This is a genomic window from Streptomyces sp. NPDC047917 (assembly GCF_043204345.1).
Taxonomy (GTDB): domain Bacteria; phylum Actinomycetota; class Actinomycetes; order Streptomycetales; family Streptomycetaceae; genus Streptomyces; species Streptomyces sanglieri.
The window spans coordinates 158011-176093 of the sequence record NZ_JBIDCA010000016.1; the positions used below are offsets into that span (position 1 = coordinate 158011).

Below are 18083 nucleotides of genomic sequence, written 5' to 3' on the forward strand. Positions count from 1 at the left end.
CGACCGTACCGCCGTACTTCAAGAGGGATCCACAGAGAGGAGGGACCATGTGTCTGGCTGTTCCGGGGCGTGTCCTCAGTACCGCCGAAGTCGACGGCACCGTGATGGCCGAGGTCGATTTCGGCGGGGTGCGCAAGGAGGTGTGTCTCCAGTACATCCCCGATGCGACGGTCGGTGAATACGTCATCGTGCACGTCGGTTTCGCCATCCAGCGCCTCGACGAACGGTCGGCCCTGGACACCCTTGCCGACTTCGAGCGGCTCGGCATCCTGGCCGAGGAGTTCGGAGACGGTTTCGAACGCGCGGCCCAGCAGGGCGCGTCTCCCGAAGGAGTCGGCCGGTGAAGTACCTCGAAGAGTTCAGTGACCCCGGTCTCGCGAAGAGGCTGATCGACCAGATCCACGCGGCCACCACGCGGAAGTGGGCGCTGATGGAGGTCTGCGGCGGCCAGACCCACTCCATCATCCGGCACGGCATCGACCAACTGCTGCCGGACGGTGTGGAGATGATCCATGGACCGGGGTGTCCGGTCTGCGTCACCCCGCTGGAGACCATCGACCGGGCACTGGCGATCGCCGCCCGCCCCGGCGTCGTCTTCTGCTCGTTCGGCGACATGCTGCGTGTGCCCGGCAGCAGCCAGGACCTCTTCTCCATCAAGAGCGCCGGCGGCGACGTACGCGTGGTGTATTCGCCCCTCGACGCGCTGAGAATCGCCCGGGAGAACCCCGACCGTGAAGTCGTCTTCTTCGGGATCGGGTTCGAGACCACCGCCCCCGCGAACGCCATGACGGTGTATCAGGCCCAGCGGCTCGGGGTCCGGAACTTCTCCCTGCTGGTTTCCCATGTGCTGGTGCCGCCCGCCATCGCCGCGATCATGGAGTCCTCGACCTGCCGGGTGCAGGCGTTCCTCGCCGCGGGCCACGTATGCAGTGTGATGGGGACGGCCGAGTATCCGGCGCTGGCCCGGAAGTACAAGGTGCCGATCGTGGTGACCGGCTTCGAGCCGCTGGACATCCTCGAAGGGGTCCGCCGAACCGTCGTCCAGCTGGAGGCGGGTCGGCACGAGGTGGAGAACGCCTACCCCAGGGCCGTGCGCGAGGAGGGCAATGTGCCCGCCATGGAGATGCTCGCCGATGTCTTCGAGGTGACCGACCGGACGTGGCGCGGCATCGGGGCGATCCCCCGCAGCGGTTGGCGGCTCTCCGAGAAGTACCGGGCGTTCGACGCGGAGCAGCGGTTCGACGTGACGGACATCCACACCGCCGAGTCGTCGCTCTGCCGCTCGGGCGAAGTCCTCCAGGGCCTGATCAAGCCGCATCTGTGCGAGGCGTTCGGCAAGGAGTGCACGCCGAGGAACCCGCTCGGCGCGACCATGGTGTCGTCCGAGGGCGCGTGCGCCGCGTACTACACCCACCGCCGCCTGGAACTGGTCGATGCGAGGTGACTGACGCGATGCACGACGTGACCGCCGTGGTGAACGACGTGGCCGGCCTCGACTTCGAGGGGTGGGCCTGCCCGGTCCCGCTGCGGGACGTCCCTTCCGTCGTCATGGGCCACGGCGGCGGCGGTGCGATGTCCGGTGAGCTGATCGAGCACCTGTTCCTGCCCGCGTACGGTGCCGCGGCCGCCGCCGACCTCGGTGACTCGGCCGTGCTCACGGTGGGCTCCGGCACCCGGCTCGCCTTCTCCACGGACTCGTTCGTGGTGAAGCCGATGTTCTTCCCCGGTGGGTCGATCGGCGAACTGGCGGTGAACGGCACGGTCAACGACCTGGCCATGTCGGGTGCGACGCCCCTGTTCCTGTCCACCGCCTTCATCCTCGCGGAGGGCACGGCGCTGAGTGACGTCGGCCGGATCGCGCAGGCCGTGGGCCGGGCCGCCGAGGACGCCGGCGTACGCCTGGTCACCGGGGACACGAAGGTCGTGGAGCACGGCAGTGGTGACGGCGTCTACCTCAACACCTCGGGCATCGGCGTGATCCCGCCCGGCGTCGACATCCACGCGCGCCGGGCGCTCCCCGGCGACGCGGTGCTCGTGAGCGGTGACATCGGTGTGCACGGTGTGGCCGTGATGAGCTGCCGGGAGGGCCTCGAATTCGGTACGGCGGTGGAGAGCGACACCGCCGCGCTGCACGGACTGGTCGCCGCCATGCTCGCCACCGGTACCGACCTCCATGTGCTCCGGGACCCCACGCGCGGGGGTGTCTCGGCTTCGCTGAACGAGATCGCCCGCGCCTCGGACGTGGGCATCGAACTGGTCGAACGGCTGCTTCCCGTACCGCCCACGGTGCGCGACGCGTGCAGCCTGCTCGGGCTGGACCCGTTGCAGGTGGCCAACGAGGGCAAACTGATCGCGATCGTCCCGGCCGAGGACGCGGACCGGGTGCTGGCCGCCATGCGGGCCCATCCCCTGGGCAGGTCCGCCTGCCGGATCGGCAGCTGCGTTCCGGATCACGCCGGGATGGTCGTGGCGAGGACGGGGCTGGGCGGGAGCCGGGTGATCGGGCTGCCGATCGGCGAACAACTACCGAGGATCTGCTGAGTGAGTGCCGAGGGCGCCCTGCTGTTCGCGCGATACGCCTACCCGCCCAACGAGCTCGGCTACTGCGGTCCCGCCGATGCGGCGGCCCTCCTGCGCCGTGACGCGACCGCCGACATCGAGCGGCGCGCCCGGCAGTTCGAGGGGGCCTGGTGCTATCTCCAGTTCCTCGCGGAGACGGCCGGCCTGGCGGACCCGTTGGACGTGCGGGTGGTCGAGGCGTACTGGATCGGCAACGAGCTGCTGGACCTGGCTGATCCCACCGCGCTGGTGGAGCGCATGACCGACCGGTTCCGGGGGCAGCTCGGCGGCACCTGGCGCGACGCCGGGCGGCGTGCCCTGGCCCATCACAGCTTCCAGGTGTTCGAGGTGTATCCGTGGACCCCGATGCTGCGGTCCAGCGGCCGTCCGACCGCCCTGTCCGTGCTCGACCAGTGCCGTATCCGTACGGGAGTGGTCGTGGCCGCCGGCAGAGACGTCGCGACCGTGCGGTCCCGTCCGCTGTGCTGGGACGGTGCGGGGCTGACCGACGGTGAGTGGCGGGAGGAGACCGTACGCTGTTCGGCCGGGGGACTTACGCTGCTCGACGGTCTCTTCGCAGGCGACCGGGTGGCACTGCACTGGGACTGGGTGTGCGATGTGATCACCGACGAGCAGGCCCGGCGCATCGAATCCCTCGAAGGGCGCCGGCGCGCCGACTTGGGCCTCTCTTCCGCCGACCCGAGCATCGGCATCCACGGCGCTCCGAACTGACGGCCGACGGCTGACGGCTCCGTCGACCCCTGACGCGGTCGGCCGACGATCCCATGACTCCCCGTCCGCTACCCGCCACGCGCGTCGGAGGACACCGCTGAGAGACCGATCCCTCTCAGGGCCGGCGTCGGCGTATGGAACAGCGCCGCGTGGCGCGGTGGTGCTGCGCCTCTCCCCCGGGACGGCCTACTGACCGAGGAAGCTCAGGCGGACCTGGCGGTCCGGGTTGTCCTTGTTCGTGTCGACCAGACACACCGACTGCCACGTCCCCAGTTCCAGCCGTCCGCCGATCACCGGCAGCGTCGCGTGCGGCGGGACGAGGGCGGGGAGTACGTGGTCGCGGCCGTGGCCGGGGTGACCGTGGCGGTGCTGCCAGCGGTCGTCGGCCGGCAGCAGGGTGTGGAGGGTGGCCAGGAGGTCGTCGTCGCTGCCGGATCCGGTCTCCAGGATGGCGATGCCGGCGGTCGCGTGGGGTACGAAGATGTTGAGGAGGCCATCCCTGGAGGCCGCGTTCCGGGTGAGGAAGTGCTCGCATTCGGCGGTCAGGTCGGTGACGGTCTCCGTCGTGCCGGTGGTGATGTGCAGAACGCTGGAGGCGAAGGCGTGGGGCATGGGTACATCATCTCGCCCATGCGGCAAGATCGCGCGTCCACCTGCCGAGACATCATTGACCGTTTCAGTGATGGATCGCTACGTTCGGCGGCATGTTCCGTTCAGCCCTGCTCACTTCGCGCGGTCACATAGACCTGCTGCGGGTGGCCTCCGCCGCGTGTCGTCGCGGCTGCTGACGTTCCTTCAGCTCCCTCTCCGTCACGTCGGTGACCGGGCGTCCACTCCGCATGTTCCCGGCTGTTCCCGCTGCTGTACACGCCCGCCCATGCCGGCCCGCGCGTACGCGTGCCGACGTATCCCGCCCCGTCCGCCGCTCGGCGTGACCTCTGTGCCGTAACGGCAGCAGTGGTTCGCGCGGCCGTGGTCGCGGTGTGACTCCCCCTGTCCGTGGACTGCTCGTGGAGCCCTCATGACCATCGGCCACGCCCTCGTACCGCCGGACATGTCTTCAGAATCCGGGAAATCGTCAGCTCCTTCCGATCGGCGGTCGCTCGACCTGGAGCCCGTCGTTCCGGCCGCCGTGCGGGGTGTGCGTCCGGGTGCGCCGCCCCGTTGGGTCCGGCGCGCTGCCGGACCGTTGCTGTTGCTCGCGTTGTGGCAGGTGCTCAGTGCCTCCGGTGTTCTGCACGCCGATGTGCTCGCGTCACCCGGCACCGTCGCCCGCGCCGGATCGGATCTGATCGCCGACGGGACACTGCCGTCCGCGATGACCATCTCGCTCCAGCGGGTCGCCGTCGGACTCGTGCTCGGGGGTGCCGTCGGGACGGCACTCGCGCTGGTTTCCGGGCTCTTCCGGCTCGGAGAGGATCTGGTGGACGCGAGCGTGCAGATGCTGCGCACCGTTCCCTGGGTCGGGCTGATCCCGCTCCTCATCATCTGGCTGGGGATCGGTGAGGCCCCGAAGGTGGCGCTCATCGCGCTCGGTGTCGCCTTCCACCTGTACCTCAATGTGTACGCGGGAATTCGCGGGGTCGATGCCCAACTCATCGAGGCCGGTGAGTCGTTGGGGCTCGGCCGGTGGGGACTGGTCCGGCATGTGGTGCTGCCGGGCGCGCTGCCCGGAGCCATGACCGGGCTCCGCTATTCGCTCGCCACCGCGTGGCTCGCCCTGGTCTTCGGTGAGTCCGTCAACGCCGATGCCGGGATCGGCTTCCTGATGAACCAGGCCCGGGAGTTCTTCCGTACCGACGTCATCGTCGTCTGCCTCGTCGTCTACGCCTTCCTCGGCCTCGCCGCCGATTCCATCGTCCGCACACTCGAAAGGCTGCTTCTGCAATGGCGACCGACCTTCACGGGGCAGTGAGCCCCGCCGCTCCGGCCGGACCGCCGGCCGAGACCGCGGTGCGGGTGGCGGGACTGACCCGTTCCTTCGACGGCACTGCCGTCATCGACGGGCTCGATCTCACCCTGCGCGCCGGGGAGTTCACCGCGCTGCTCGGGCGCAGCGGCTGCGGGAAATCGACGCTGCTGCGGGTGCTCGCCGGGCTGGACCGCGAGATCGAGGGCACGGTGCTGGTGCCGAAACGGCGGGCGGTCGCCTTCCAGGCGCCGCGGCTCATGCCGTGGAAGCGGGTCTGGCGCAATGTGCTGCTGGGGCTGCCGGGGAAGCCCGAACGAGCGGTCGCGGAGCGCGCGTTGGACGAGGTCGGGCTCGCGGAGCGGTCCGGGGCGTGGCCCAGGACACTCTCCGGGGGTGAGGCCCAGCGCGCCTCGCTGGCCCGCGCCCTGGTGCGTGAACCTGATCTGCTGCTGCTGGACGAACCGTTCGGCGCACTGGACGCGCTGACCCGGATCAAGGCACAGCGGCTGGTGGCCGAGCTCTGGCAGCGACGGGGCTGCGCCGTACTGCTGGTCACCCACGATGTGGACGAGGCGCTGCTGCTGGCCGACCGCGCGCTGGTGATGCGGGACGGGGCGATCGCCTACGACACGCCCGTCGATCTGGACCGGCCCCGCGGTGCGAGCAGTGCCGGTTTCACGGCGTTGCGCTCCCGGCTGCTGACCGAGCTGGGCGTCGACGGCGACGCCGGTGGCGCCGCATCCGTCGTGGCCGCCTGAGACAGGGGCCGCCCGTCGGGCGCCCCTCCACCCCGCCCGTCTCCGCGCACGACGAGAGAGGATCCGATGAGAAGTCGCTCCCTGCCCGCCCTGCTGCTGCCCCTCACCCTGCTGCTGTCCGCCTGCGGCGGTGCCACGTCCGCCTCCACCGCCGGTGACACCGACGGGAAGGGCCGAGTCGTCCTCGACGTCGGTGACCAGAAGGGGGGTTACGAGGCGATTCTGCGGGCCTCCGGTGAGCTGGACGATCTCGGCTACCGGATCAAGTGGTCGACCTTCACCTCGGGTCCGCCCCTCCTGGAAGCCATCCATGCGCAGGCCGTGGACCTCGGAGGAGTCGGCAACACACCGCCGGTCTTCGCGGCGGGTTCCGATTCGAGGATCGTCGTGGTGGGCGCCGCGCACGGATCGTCCGCCGGTGAGGCCATCGTCGTACCCGAGGACTCGCCGCTGAAGTCCCCGGCCCAGCTCAGGGGCAGGTCGATCGCGGTGACTCAGGGCAGTTCGGCCCACTACCAGCTGATCGCCTCGCTGAAGAAGGCGGGGCTCGGCATCGAGGACGTGAAGCCGAAGTACCTTCAGCCGGCGGACGCACTGGCCGCGTACAGCCGGGGCAAGGTCGACGCCTGGGCAGTCTGGGATCCGTACACCTCGCAGGTGCTGCGCAGCACGAAGTCCCGGGTGCTGACCACCGGTCGGGGCGTGGTGAACGGTCTCAGCTTCCAGGTGGCGTCCCCGGCCGCGCTGAAGAATCGAGCGAAGTCCAGGGCGATCGGCGATCTGCTGGTCCGGCTGCAGCGGGCGCAGTCCTGGGTCTTCGAGCACCCGGAGGCCTGGGCGAAGGTCTGGGCGAAGGAGACCGGACTGCCGTACGAGGTGGCCCTGGACGCGGTGAGGCTCAGTGCCGGAACCCGGGTGTCCGTGGCCCTCGATCCTGCCGCGATCGCCTCCGAGCAGGCCATCGCGGACACCTTCGCCGGTCTGGAGCTCATTCCGCGCCGCTTCTCCTTCGAGGAGTACGTCGACACCCGTTTCAACCGCGATCTTCCGCCGTCCTCCACCGCTCCCCGCTCCTACGGAAAGGCCTCGTCATGAACGTCCGTCTGCACTGGTTCCTGCCCACCGGCGGTGACGGGCGCACGCTCGTCGACCGGCACGCGTACACCGACGGCGGGATCAAGCGGGACCGGATCACTCCGGTGAGCGGAGTACGCGCCCCCGACATCGAGTATCTGGCGCAGATCGCCAAGGCCGCCGAGCAGTTGGGCTTCGAAGCCGTGCTGACGCCCACCGGGACCTGGTGCGAGGACGCCTGGCTGACGACGATGGCGCTGGCCCAGCACACCGAACGGCTGAAGTTCCTGGTGGCGTTCCGGCCGGGGGTGGTCTCGCCGGTGCTCGCCGCGCAGATGGCGTCGACCTATCAGCGGATCACCCGGGGGCGGCTGCTGCTCAATGTCGTCACGGGCGGCGATTCGACGGAGCAGCGGCGGTTCGGTGATCACCTGGACCACGACCGGCGTTACGCACGGACCGCCGAGTTCCTTTCGGTGGTGCGGGGTGTGTGGGGCGGGCGGCCCTTCGACTACGACGGTGAGCACTACCGGGTGGAGGGCGGGCTGACCGCGCTGCCGCCGGACCCGCTGCCGGACATCTTCTTCGGCGGGTCGTCGGCTGCGGCCGGTCCGGTGGCCGCGGCTCATGCCGATGTCTATCTGACCTGGGGCGAGCCGCCGGTCGCGGTGAAGGAGAAGATCGACTGGATCCGCGGGCTTGCCGAGGAGCAGGGCCGTACGGTCCGGTTCGGCATCCGGCTGCACACCATCTCGCGCGACTCCTCGCGCGAGGCGTGGGCGACGGCCGACCGGCTGCTGGGCGATCTCGATCCCGGGACGATCGCCGCCGCCCAGCAGGCGCTGGGGCGGAGCGAGTCGGTCGGGCAGCAGCGGATGCTGGCGCTGCACGGCGGCTCGCGCGACGCGCTGGAGATCTCGCCGAACCTGTGGGCGGGCGTCGGTCTGGTGCGGGGCGGGGCGGGCACCGCGCTGGTGGGCAGTCACGCGGAGGTCGCCGACCGGATCGAGGAGTACCACTCGCTTGGGGTGGAGCACTTCGTGCTGTCGGGTTACCCGCATCTGGAGGAGGCGTACTGGTTCGGCGAGGGTGTGACTCCGGAGCTGGCGACGCGCGGCCTGCTGTCGACGGTGCCGGCGTCGCCGCTGCTCAAAGTGGCTGCCGCGAACGGCAGGCCGGCGTCCGCGGCGGGCGGTGCGCCGCTGCTGATCGCCGGGGGACGCTGACCGGTCGGAGCGAAGGAGGACCGGCAGGGAGGGCAGGGCCGGTCCGGTACGCGGAAGCCTGCGGCCGGTCGGGGAAGATCTACGCCCCCGGCAGGGTTAGTAGAAGCGTGAACAAATTTGGGGCGGGCGCAGCACGCGAGGTCGATGTCGTCGTGATCGGCGCCGGGCAGGCAGGACTGTCCGGCGCCTACCATCTGCGCCGCACCGGCCTGGAGCCGGATCGCGACTTCGTGGTGCTCGACCACGCCCCGCACCCGGGCGGTGCCTGGCAGTTCCGCTGGCCCTCGCTGACCTACGGCAAGGTCCACGGCATGCACGCGCTGCCCGGCATGGAACTCGCCGGAGCGGACGAGGCCCGGCCCTCCTCCGAGGTGATCGGTGAGTACTTCGCCGAGTACGAGCGCACCTTCGGCCTGCGTGTCCACCGTCCCGTCGAGGTGAGCGCGGTACGCGAGGGCGACGGCGGGCGGCTGCTGGTCGAGAGCTCAGAGGGTACGTATGCCACCCGCGCCCTGATCAACGCCACCGGCACCTGGGACCGGCCGTTCTGGCCGCGCTACCCGGGCCAGGAGGGTTTCCTGGGGCGCCAGCTGCACACCGCGCACTACCCCGGGCCTGCGGAGTTCGCCGGACAGCGGGTGGTGGTGGTCGGTGGCGGTGCCTCCGGTACGCAGCATCTGATGGAGATCGCCGAGGTGGCGGCCGAGACGTACTGGGTGACGCGGCGGCCGCCGGTCTTCCGGGACGGGCCCTTCGACGAGGAGCTGGGGCGGGCCGCGGTGGCGATGGTGGAGGAGCGGGTGCGGCGCGGGCTGCCGCCGCAGAGCGTGGTGTCCGTGACCGGTCTGCCGCTCACGGACGCGGTGCGGCGGGCCCGCGAGACGGGCGTGCTGGACCGGCTGCCGATGTTCGACCGGATCACTCCGAACGGGGTGGCGTGGGACGACGGGCGGACGGTCGAGGCGGATGTCATCCTCTGGGCCACCGGGTTCCGGGCCGCCATCGACCATCTCGCGCCACTGAAGCTGCGCGAACCGGGCGGTGGCATCCGGGTCGAGGGCACCCGGGCGGTGCGGGACGCGCGTATCCATCTCGTCGGGTACGGGCCGTCCGCCAGCACGATCGGGGCCAACCGGGCGGGGCGGGCGGCGGTGCGCGAGATCGGCCGGCTGCTGAAGGGGACGGACACGGTGGAGGGGGCGGACACGGTGGAGGGGGCGGACACGGTGGAGGGGGACGCCGATGAGGTGTTCGCGCCCGTCATGGTCTGACGGGCTCGGGCGCTCAGCCGCCGGAGGCGCTGCGGCGGTTGCGGTTGAACTCCGCCACGTTTCGCTGCTGTTCCGTGTAGCTGCTGGTGAATCGGGTGTCCCCCGGCGCGACCGTGACGAAGTACAGCCAGGCTCCGGGAGTGGGGTCGATCGCCGCCGTCATCGCCTGCTCCCCCGGATTCCCGATGGGCGTGGGAGGCAGCCCCTTGCGCTCATAGCTGTTGTACGGGCTGTCGATCTTCGTGTCGCCCGTGGTGGTGTGCAGGGTGCTGCGGTTCAGCGCGTAGTTGAGCGTGGAGTCCATCTGGAGCGGCATGCCCCGGTCCAGCCGGTTGAGGACGACCCTGGCGACCTTGCCCATGTCGGCCGTGGTGTCCGCCTCGGCCTGCACGATGGAGGCGATCGTCACCGTCTGGTACACCGAAACACCGTTGCGCTGCGCGCCCTCGGCGATGTGGTCGGCGCCGAATCGTTCGACCGCGGTGTCGACCATGTACCTGAGCAGACTCTGGGGGGTCGTGCCGGAGGTGACGGGGTACGTCGCCGGGAAGAGGTAGCCCTCGGGGTTGCCCTCCGCCGCGGCCGGCAGCGGCAGGTCCGCCGTGGTGACGGCCTTCTCGGTGGTCCCGGGCTCGGCATCGAGGGACTTGTCGACCGCCTGGTAGACCTGGGAGGCCCGCCATCCCTCGGGGATCACCAGCGAGCGGGCCCGCTCGATCTCCGGTCCCCTCGTCAGCAGCGGTACGAGCACGGCCGCGGCCACGATCAGGACGAGGACTACGCCGATGAACAGCACCAGACGGCCGCGCCGGGGCGGGCGGAGAGTGCGACCGGGCGGCGATTCCGGCGATTCGTTCACCATGCGGGCACGCTATCCCGGGGTCCGGGACCCGGGCCCGGACGACACGGGCCCGCAGTTCTTGAATGGAACACACGAACAGGGGATCGGATGTTCGCTGGAACGCGTGATCGTTCCGGGATTCGTTGCTCAACTCCCGTGCGGCGCTGGATGATTACAGGGCGCAAGCGACGGGCTGCAGACCGCGACTGTGCTGTCCCAGATTTGCAATACGCACAAGGAGAAACACCGAATGAACGTCATCACCAACCTGCTCGCCGGCATCATCCACTTCGTGGGTTGGCTCGTCTGACCATCGCTCCGCCCGGCGCCGTCGCTCCCCGTCCCACGGGAGCGGCGGCGTCGCCGCGTGTCCGGCCTCGGCCGGGCACGCCCGACCCCGCCGATCAGCTTGTCGCCGGGGCCAGTTGGGTGTCCCGCCGGACCAGTGCGGCATAGCGCCCGCCCCGCTGGAGGAGTTCTTCATGGCTGCCGCGCTCGGCGGTGCGGCCGTGGTCCAGGACGACGATCTGGTCGGCGTCGCGAACCGTGGAGAGCCGGTGCGCGATGGTGATGGTGGTGCGCCCCTCGGACAGGGCGTCGATCGCTTCCTGCACGGCGAATTCCGTACGGGTGTCGAGGGCGCTCGTCGCCTCGTCGAGCACCAGGACGGGTGGGTCGCGCAGGATGGTGCGGGCGATGGCCAGCCGCTGCTTCTCACCGCCGGAGAAACGGTAGCCCCGCTCACCGACGAGGGTGTCGTAGCCGTCGGGCAGTGAGGCGATGTGCTCGTGGATCTGGGCCGCACGGGCCGCCGCCTCGATTTCCGCTTCGGTGGCATCCGGCTTGGCGAAGCGCAGGTTGTCGGCGACCGAGGCATGGAAGAGGTAGGTCTCCTGGGAGACCACACCCACGGCTCTCGCCAGGGTGTCGAAGTCCAGATCGCGTACGTCGACCCCGTCGAGCGTGACCCGGCCGGCGGTGACGTCGTAGAGCCTGGGCACCAGATAGCTGAGCGTGGACTTGCCGGATCCGGTCGGTCCGACGACCGCCAGGCTGCCGCCGGCCGGGACCGTCACATCGATGCCGCTGAGGGTGGGGCCGCTCTTCTCGTCGTAGCTGAAATCGACGTCCTCGAAGCGGATCTCGCCGCGGATGCTCTCCAGCCGGACCGGGCTCTCGGGCTCGGTGATGTCCACTTCGAGGTCGAGGTATTCGAAGATCCGCTGGAAGAGCGCGAGGGACGTCTGCATGTCCACGCCGGTGGAGAGCAGGCTCACAGCGGGCCGGAAGAGACCCTGCTGGAGCGAGACGAAGGCGACGAGCGTGCCGATGGAGACGGCCGGTCCGCCGGACTGCAGGGCCAGGCCAGCCGCCCAGTAGATGACCGCCGGCATCGCGGCCATGACGATGCCGATCGTGGACATCCGCCACCGCCCGGCCATGCTGGAGCGCACTTCGAGATCGACGAGCTTCTCGGACTCCTCGGCGAAGCCCTTGGTCAGGGAGTCCGCGCGACCCATCGTCCGGCCGAGCAGAATGCCGCTGACGGAGAGCGACTCGGTGACCGTGGCCGCCATGGCGGCCATCTGCTTCTGGCGCCGGGTGGTGATCTTCTTGCGCTCACGGCCGACCCGTCGGCTGATCCAGACGAAGACCGGCAGCAGCAGGAGCGAGACCAGGGTGAGCCGCCAGTCGAGGGCCAGCATGGCGACGACCGTGGCGATGACGGCGGTGAGGTTGGAGACCAGTGACGTCGCCGTGGACGTGACGGTCGCCTGCATGCCACCGATGTCGTTGGCGATGCGGGACTGCACCTCGCCGGTGCGGGTCCGGGTGAAGAAGGCGAGCGGCATCCGCTGCAACTGGGCGTAGACGGCGGTGCGCAGGTCGTGCATCACCCGCTGGCCGACCGTGGTGGAGATCAGGGTCTGCAGGACACCGAAGACGCTGTTCGTCACGGCGGTGAGGATCATGCCGAGGGCGAGCAGCGACAGCAGTCCCGTACGCCCCTGGGGGATGGCCGTGTCCAGGATCTCGCGCAGCAGGAACGGGGAGGCGACCGACACCAGCGACGAGGCGCCGACCAGCAGTCCGACCAGCGCGAGCCGGCCTCGGTAGGGGCGGAAGAGGCGCAGGATGCGGCGCACCTCGGCGGGCGGACGGCTCTCGTCCCGGGGTGGGGGTGTCCAGTTGATCGCGTCGGGTTTCATGGGCTCCTTCGTCGGGCGTGCGGCGGCCGTGGCCGGAGCGGGGTCTCGATGGGCTCAAGGGACAGAAGCGGAGGATCGAGCCGGGGCTGCGGCGAGCCGATTTTTGAGAGCATAGCTCATTGTTACCTATACTCACAATGAACGAGGTCCTGATATTGTTCCCTCCATGGACTCCTCCGACGCCGACGGCGTGCTCGCCGAGCAGTTGCTGCGGGTGACCCGCAGGCTCCAGCGGATTCAGAGCCGCCAGCTGGAGCCGATCGGCATCACGCCCGCGCAGTTCCGGCTGCTGCGCACCGTCGCGCATTACGACGGCCCGCCCCGGATGGCCGATCTCGCGCAGCGCCTGGATGTCGTCCCGCGCGCCGTGACCACCCTGGTCGACGGGCTGGAGGCGAGCGGGCGGGTGCGCCGGGCCCCCGATCCGGACAGCCGCCGGGTGGTGCGCATCGAGATCACCGAGGAGGGGCTCGCCACCCTCCGGTCGCTGCGCGACGCGCGCCGGGCCGCCGCAGAGGAGATCCTGGCCCCACTGACCGCCGATCAGCGCGAGGTGCTCGGCGGACTGCTGTCCGCTCTGGTCAACGGAATGCCGGAGCGCCGCTGCTGAGGAGCAGCCCCTGGACACCGGGCGGCGCCCCCGCCGCCGTGGTACCGAACCGAACCGCCGAGGAGACCTCGACATGCCACTGCTGGAGCCGAAGCCGGAAGCACTGCGCCCCGACGCGGTGCGCACGCCGTCCGTGGACCGGGTCCCCGACCGGCAGGCTCCGGGCACTCCCGAACCGCTGCGCGGCGAGCTGATCGCCCTGCTCGGTCCAAAGAAGGTGCTCTGGAAGGTCTCCGACCTCGTGAAGTACGCCTCGGACGCCAGTCCCTACCGCTTCCTCCCCCAGGTCGTCGTGGTCCCCCAGGACATCGACGACGTCTCGGCGATCCTGTCGTACGCGCACGACCGGGGCCGCGAGGTCGTCTTCCGGGCCGCCGGCACCAGCCTGAACGGCCAGGCCCAGGGCGAGGACATCCTCGTCGACGTCCGCCACCACTGGGCGGGCATCGAGGTCCTCGCCGACGGCGCGCGGGCCCGGATCCGCCCGGGCACGACGGTCGTGCGGGCCAACGCCGCCCTCGCCCGGCACGGCCGGCTGCTGGGCCCCGACCCGGCCAGCGCGATCGCCTGCACGATCGGCGGGGTCGTCGCCAACAACGCCTCCGGAATGACGGCGGGCACCACCCGTAATTCGTACCGCACGGTCTCCTCCCTCACCTTCGTGCTGCCCAGCGGCACCGTCGTCGACACGGGTGACCCGGCCGCGGACGAGGCCCTGGCCCACGCCGAGCCGCAGCTGTGCGAGGGGCTGCTGGCCCTGAAGGCGGAGATCGAGGCGGATCCGGAGCTCACGGCCCGGATCCGCGCCAAGTACGAGATCAAGAACACCAACGGCTACCGCCTCGACGCCTTCCTGGACGGTGCGACGCCGGTCCAGATCCTGCGCGGTCTGATGGTCGGCTCCGAGGGCACCTTCGGCTTCATCTCCGAGGTCGTCTTCGACACGCTGCCGCTGGACCGCCGGATCTCCACCGCGTTGCTGTTCTTCCCGTCGCTGACCGCGGCGGCGGCCGCCGTGCCCCGATTCAACGAGGCGGGGGCGATCGCCGTCGAGCTGATGGACGGCAATACGCTGCGCGCTTCGGTGAGCGTCCAGGGCGTGCCGGCGGACTGGGCCGAGCTGCCCAAGGAGACCGCGGCGCTGCTGGTGGAGTTCCGTGCTCCGGACGAGTCCGGTCAGGAGGCGTACGAGAGGGCCGCGGCGGCCGCCGTCGAGGGCCTGGACCTGGTCGCGCCCGTCCCCTCGGTGACCAACGCGTTCACCCGCGAGGCCAAGGTCATCGCCGGCTACTGGAAGGCCCGCAAGGCGTTCGTCACCGCGGTCGGCGGCTCCCGCCCCTCGGGTACGACGCTGATCACGGAGGACTTCGCGGTGCCGCCGTCCCGGCTGGCCGAGGCCTGCGAGGCGCTGCTCGGGCTCCAGGCCGAGCACGGCTTCGACGCCGCCGTGGCCGGTCACGCGGCGCACGGAAATCTGCACTTCCTGCTCGCCTTCGACGCGGCGCTGCCGTCCGACGTCGACCGCTACGCCGCGTTCATGGACGACTTCTGCCGGCTGACGGTGGAGCGTTTCGACGGCTCCCTGAAGGCCGAGCACGCCACCGGCCGCAACATCGCCCCGTTCCTGGAGCTGGAGTGGGGTCCGAAGGCGACCGAGCTGATGTGGCGCACCAAGCAGATCATCGACCCCGACGGTGTCCTGGCGCCCCGGATCGTCCTGGACCGCGACCCGAAGGCCCATCTGCGCGGGCTGAAGACCATTCCCGAGGTCGAGGCGATCGCCGATCCCTGCATCGAGTGCGGCTTCTGCGAGCCCACCTGTCCCAGCCACGATCTGACGACGTCCCCGCGTCAGCGGATCGTGCTGCGGCGGGAGATGCTGCGGCAGCCGGACGGCTCCCCGGTGGAGACGCAGCTGCTCGACGCCTACGGCTACGACGCCGTCGACACCTGTGCGGGCGACTCCACGTGCAAGCTCGCCTGTCCGGTGGGCATCGACACCGGCGCGATGATGAAGGACTTCCGCCACCGGCGGCACTCGCCGCGCGAGGAACGGGTCGCGGCGCTCACGGCGAAGAACTTCAAGGCGGTGGAGGCGGCGGCACGGCTCGCGGTGGCCGCGGCCGACCGGATCGGTGACCGGCTCGGTGACGGACCGCTGGAGACCATCACCGCTCTCGCCCGCAGGGCCGTACGCCCCGATCTGGTGCCCGAGTGGCTGCCCGAGATCCCCGGCGCCGCCGCCCGGAAACTGCCCCGGACCTCCCGTGCCGGAGCGAGCGCCGTGTACTACCCGGCGTGTGTGAACCGTATCTTCGGCGGCCCCGAGGGCCATCGTGGTCCCTCACTGCCGCAGGCCGTCGTCGCCGTGTCCGCCCGCGCCGGAAAGCCGGTGTGGATCCCGGACGATGTCGCGGGGACCTGCTGCGCGACGATCTGGCACTCCAAGGGGTACGACGAGGGCAACACCGTGATGGCCAACCGCATCGTGGAGGCGGCGTGGGGCTGGACGGCCGGCGGAAAGCTGCCGCTGGTGGTCGACGCCTCGTCCTGCACCCTGGGCATCGCCCATGAGGTGGTGCCGTATCTCACCGATGACAACCGGGAGTTGCACCGGGAGCTGACCATCGTCGACTCCCTGGTCTGGGCGGCCGAGGAGCTGCTTCCGGAGCTGACGGTCCTCCGGAAGACCGGTTCGGCGGTCCTGCATCCGACGTGCTCCATGCAGCATCTGGACGATGTGGAGCAGCTGCGTACGGTCGCGGAGGCCTGTGCCGAGGAGGTCGTGATCCCCGACGACGCCGGGTGCTGCGCCTTCGCGGGCGACCGGGGCATGCTGCACAAGGAGTTGACGGCCTCGGCGACGGCGAAGGAGGCCGCCGAGGTGAAGTCCCGCGAGTACGACGCCTACCTCTCGGCCAACCGCATGTGCGAGATCGGCATGGACCGGGCCACGGGGCAGTCGTACTACTCGGTGCTGATGGAGCTGGAGCGGGCCACCCGGCCGGGGCCCGCCGTGCGCTGATCACAGGGCCGTCCGGCCCCGCAACCGCCCCGGACCGCCGGGCGGGCTCGACGCGTTCGAGCCCGCCCGGCGTTTCCGTGCGGGCACGAAAGTCCATGGTTTCGGCACAGGAGTCCAATCCCTCCCCTTGCGCAACAGCAGACCCAACTATCAGGGTCCTTACCGAGGTTCACGCATCAGCCGCGCACGTCAGACCCCCTTTCTGGAGGATCGATGAACGACGCAGCACAGCGACACGACGGTACGCAGGGTGGCGACGAGGGATCCATGAGCCGCCGCTCGGTCCTCTGGACGACCGCCACAGTGGCCGGGGCCGGCCTCGGGCTCGGCGCCCTCGGAAGCTCCTCCGCGGCTGCCGCCCCCGGCCGGGGACCGGAGGCCGCCGCCGACCCGACGGCCGCTCCGAAGCGCCGGGGCCGGACCATGGTGGGCGTCCCCTTCGACCGACGGTCCACCGTGCGGGTCGGCATCGTCGGCCTCGGCAACCGCGGTGGCAGCATGATCGATCTCTTCCTCGCCGTGAGCGGCGTACAGGTCGTCGCCGTCTGCGACCCGGTCAAGGCCAAGGCGCAGCAGGCCGCGGCGAAGGTGACCGCCGCGGGTCAGCCGGCGCCCGCCGTCTACGCCAATGGGGAGGAGGACTACGAGAACCTCTGCAAGCGCGGTGACATCGACTTCGTCTATGTGGCGACGCCCTGGGACTTCCACTTCCAGATGGCGAAGACCGCCATGCTGAACGGGAAGCACGTCGGTGTGGAGTGTCCGATCGCGCTCCGGCTCGACCAGCTCTGGGAGCTGGTCGACCTGTCCGAGCGGACCAGGCGCCACTGCATGCAGCTGGAGAACTGCTGTTACGGGCAGAACGAGATGCGGGTGCTGCGCATGGCGCACGCCGGTCTCTTCGGCGATCTGCTGCACGGCGCGGGCGCCTACAACCACGATCTGCGCGGCCTGATGTTCGACCCGGACTACTACGAGGGCCCCTGGCGCAGGCTGTGGCACACCCGGCTGCGGGGTGACCTCTACCCCAATCACGGGTTCGGCCCGGTCGCCAACTACATGGACATCAACCGCGGCGACCGTGCGGTGAGCATCACCAGTGTGGGTTCCCCGTCCCTCGGGCTCGCCGAGTACCGCGAGAAGCACATGCCGGCCGGCGACCCGAGCTGGAAGGAGACCTACGTCGAGTCCGACCGCACCATCAGTCTCGTCCAGACCGCCAAGGGACGGGTCATCCGGCTGGAGCACGACGTGTCCACTCCGCATCCGTACTCGCGGATCAACAGCCTCGGCGGCACGAAGGGCGTCTTCGAGGACTACCCCGCCCGCATCTACATCGAGCCCGACCACACCAATGACAGCTGGGGCGACTTCGCCAAGTACCAGGAGTGGGACCACTGGCTGTGGAAGGAGCACGCCAACCCGCCCGGTGGTCACGGCGGCATGGACTACATGCTGGTGTTCCGGCTGATGCAGTGCATGCGGCTCGGGCTCGTCCCCGACTTCGATGTGTACGACGCGGCGACCTGGACGTCGCCGGTGCCGCTCAGCCATCTGTCCATCAAGGCGAAGGGCGCGCCGCAGCAGATCCCGGACTTCACCCGCGGCGAGTGGAAGAAGGCCCGCTCCGGCATGGACTCGGAGAACCCGGAGAAGGCCTGACCGGCCGGTACACCGCCGCGGGGGCCGGACCGGCCCCCGCGGCACGTACCCGGGCCGCCCGCGCGCGCGTCGCGACGACGGCGTGACCGGCACCGTTCGCGGTGAAAAAACCAATTGCCCCGACCGACGTCCCGGGGCGAACCTTGCACGGTTTGGGTCTTCCACCCGATGTCCGTCGTACCCGACGGGCCGTCGCACCGAAC

16 protein-coding genes are annotated in these 18083 nt (G+C 70.4%); 13 read left to right on the forward strand and 3 right to left on the reverse strand.

Features of this window, described 5'->3' with window-relative positions; genetic code table 11:
* Window positions 1-47: 47 nt before the first annotated feature.
* The 4 genes from ACGF8B_RS34480 to ACGF8B_RS34495 are packed head-to-tail and all read left to right on the forward strand — an operon-like array spanning window position 48 to window position 3291.
* Entirely contained in the window at window positions 48-344 is a 297-nt protein-coding gene (locus ACGF8B_RS34480; protein ID WP_266692350.1) for a HypC/HybG/HupF family hydrogenase formation chaperone, read from the forward strand.
* Entirely contained in the window at window positions 341-1444 is a 1104-nt protein-coding gene (hypD, locus tag ACGF8B_RS34485) for a hydrogenase formation protein HypD (RefSeq protein ID WP_392746127.1), read from the forward strand. Before ACGF8B_RS34480 ends, hypD begins: the two co-directional genes overlap by 4 nt.
* 8 nt (window positions 1445-1452) lie before the next feature.
* A complete protein-coding gene (gene hypE / locus ACGF8B_RS34490; protein WP_392746129.1) occupies window positions 1453-2541 on the forward strand; it encodes a hydrogenase expression/formation protein HypE in 1089 nt (362 codons plus the stop codon).
* Window positions 2542-3291, forward strand: a complete 750-nt coding sequence (locus ACGF8B_RS34495) for a DUF6390 family protein (protein ID WP_392746131.1) — start codon at window positions 2542-2544, stop codon at window positions 3289-3291. It begins immediately after the preceding gene.
* A gap of 186 nt (window positions 3292-3477) precedes the next feature.
* Here the strand turns inward: ACGF8B_RS34495 and ACGF8B_RS34500 are convergent, their stop codons facing one another.
* Window positions 3478-3903 (reverse strand): secondary thiamine-phosphate synthase enzyme YjbQ, encoded by a 426-nt coding sequence (locus ACGF8B_RS34500; protein ID WP_392746132.1) that lies wholly within the window; start codon window positions 3901-3903, stop codon window positions 3478-3480.
* A 92-nt stretch (window positions 3904-3995) separates the two neighbouring features.
* On the opposite strand from ACGF8B_RS34500, the gene ACGF8B_RS34505 reads away from it, so the two are divergent.
* The 6 genes from ACGF8B_RS34505 (at window position 3996) to ACGF8B_RS34530 (ending at window position 9532) form a co-directional block, all read left to right on the forward strand.
* Window positions 3996-4079: a putative leader peptide gene (locus tag ACGF8B_RS34505; protein ID WP_350692898.1), complete on the forward strand. Its 84-nt coding sequence runs from the start codon at window positions 3996-3998 to the stop codon at window positions 4077-4079.
* Window positions 4080-4312: 233 nt separating this feature from the next.
* Complete coding sequence (locus ACGF8B_RS34510) at window positions 4313-5206, forward strand: ABC transporter permease (RefSeq protein WP_392746133.1); 894 nt, start codon at window positions 4313-4315, stop codon at window positions 5204-5206.
* On the forward strand, window positions 5179-5961 hold the full coding sequence (locus ACGF8B_RS34515) for an ABC transporter ATP-binding protein (RefSeq protein WP_392746135.1): 783 nt from the start codon (window positions 5179-5181) through the stop codon (window positions 5959-5961). Before ACGF8B_RS34510 ends, ACGF8B_RS34515 begins: the two co-directional genes overlap by 28 nt.
* Before the next feature lie 66 nt (window positions 5962-6027).
* Window positions 6028-7056, forward strand: coding sequence for an ABC transporter substrate-binding protein (locus tag ACGF8B_RS34520; protein ID WP_392746136.1), 1029 nt, complete (start codon window positions 6028-6030; stop codon window positions 7054-7056).
* A complete protein-coding gene (locus tag ACGF8B_RS34525) occupies window positions 7053-8261 on the forward strand; it encodes an LLM class flavin-dependent oxidoreductase (protein WP_392746138.1) in 1209 nt (402 codons plus the stop codon). The genes ACGF8B_RS34520 and ACGF8B_RS34525 overlap by 4 nt, the downstream gene beginning before the upstream one ends.
* Window positions 8262-8368: 107 nt before the next feature.
* Window positions 8369-9532, forward strand: coding sequence for an NAD(P)-binding domain-containing protein (locus ACGF8B_RS34530; RefSeq protein ID WP_392746140.1), 1164 nt, complete (start codon window positions 8369-8371; stop codon window positions 9530-9532).
* A 13-nt stretch (window positions 9533-9545) separates the two neighbouring features.
* Here ACGF8B_RS34530 and mltG read toward each other — a convergent pair whose 3' ends face one another.
* Both mltG and ACGF8B_RS34540 read right to left on the reverse strand, forming a co-directional pair.
* The gene (gene mltG / locus ACGF8B_RS34535) at window positions 9546-10394 is read right to left on the reverse strand and encodes an endolytic transglycosylase MltG (RefSeq protein WP_392746141.1); all 849 of its coding nucleotides are present in this window, start codon (window positions 10392-10394) and stop codon (window positions 9546-9548) included.
* Window positions 10395-10777: 383 nt separating this feature from the next.
* Window positions 10778-12583, reverse strand: coding sequence for an ABC transporter ATP-binding protein (locus ACGF8B_RS34540; RefSeq protein ID WP_392746143.1), 1806 nt, complete (start codon window positions 12581-12583; stop codon window positions 10778-10780).
* Window positions 12584-12749: 166 nt separating this feature from the next.
* Here ACGF8B_RS34540 and ACGF8B_RS34545 point away from each other — a divergent pair, with 166 nt between their 5' ends.
* The 3 genes from ACGF8B_RS34545 (at window position 12750) to ACGF8B_RS34555 (ending at window position 17880) form a co-directional block, all read left to right on the forward strand.
* Window positions 12750-13193 (forward strand): MarR family winged helix-turn-helix transcriptional regulator, encoded by a 444-nt coding sequence (locus ACGF8B_RS34545; RefSeq protein ID WP_124719176.1) that lies wholly within the window; start codon window positions 12750-12752, stop codon window positions 13191-13193.
* 73 nt (window positions 13194-13266) lie between these two features.
* A complete protein-coding gene (locus ACGF8B_RS34550; protein ID WP_392746145.1) occupies window positions 13267-16218 on the forward strand; it encodes an FAD-binding and (Fe-S)-binding domain-containing protein in 2952 nt (983 codons plus the stop codon).
* A 213-nt stretch (window positions 16219-16431) separates the two neighbouring features.
* Window positions 16432-17880 carry a Gfo/Idh/MocA family protein gene (locus tag ACGF8B_RS34555; RefSeq protein WP_392746146.1) on the forward strand — a complete coding sequence of 483 codons (1449 nt, stop codon included), beginning with the start codon at window positions 16432-16434 and terminating at the stop codon, window positions 17878-17880.
* Window positions 17881-18083 lie beyond the last annotated feature (203 nt).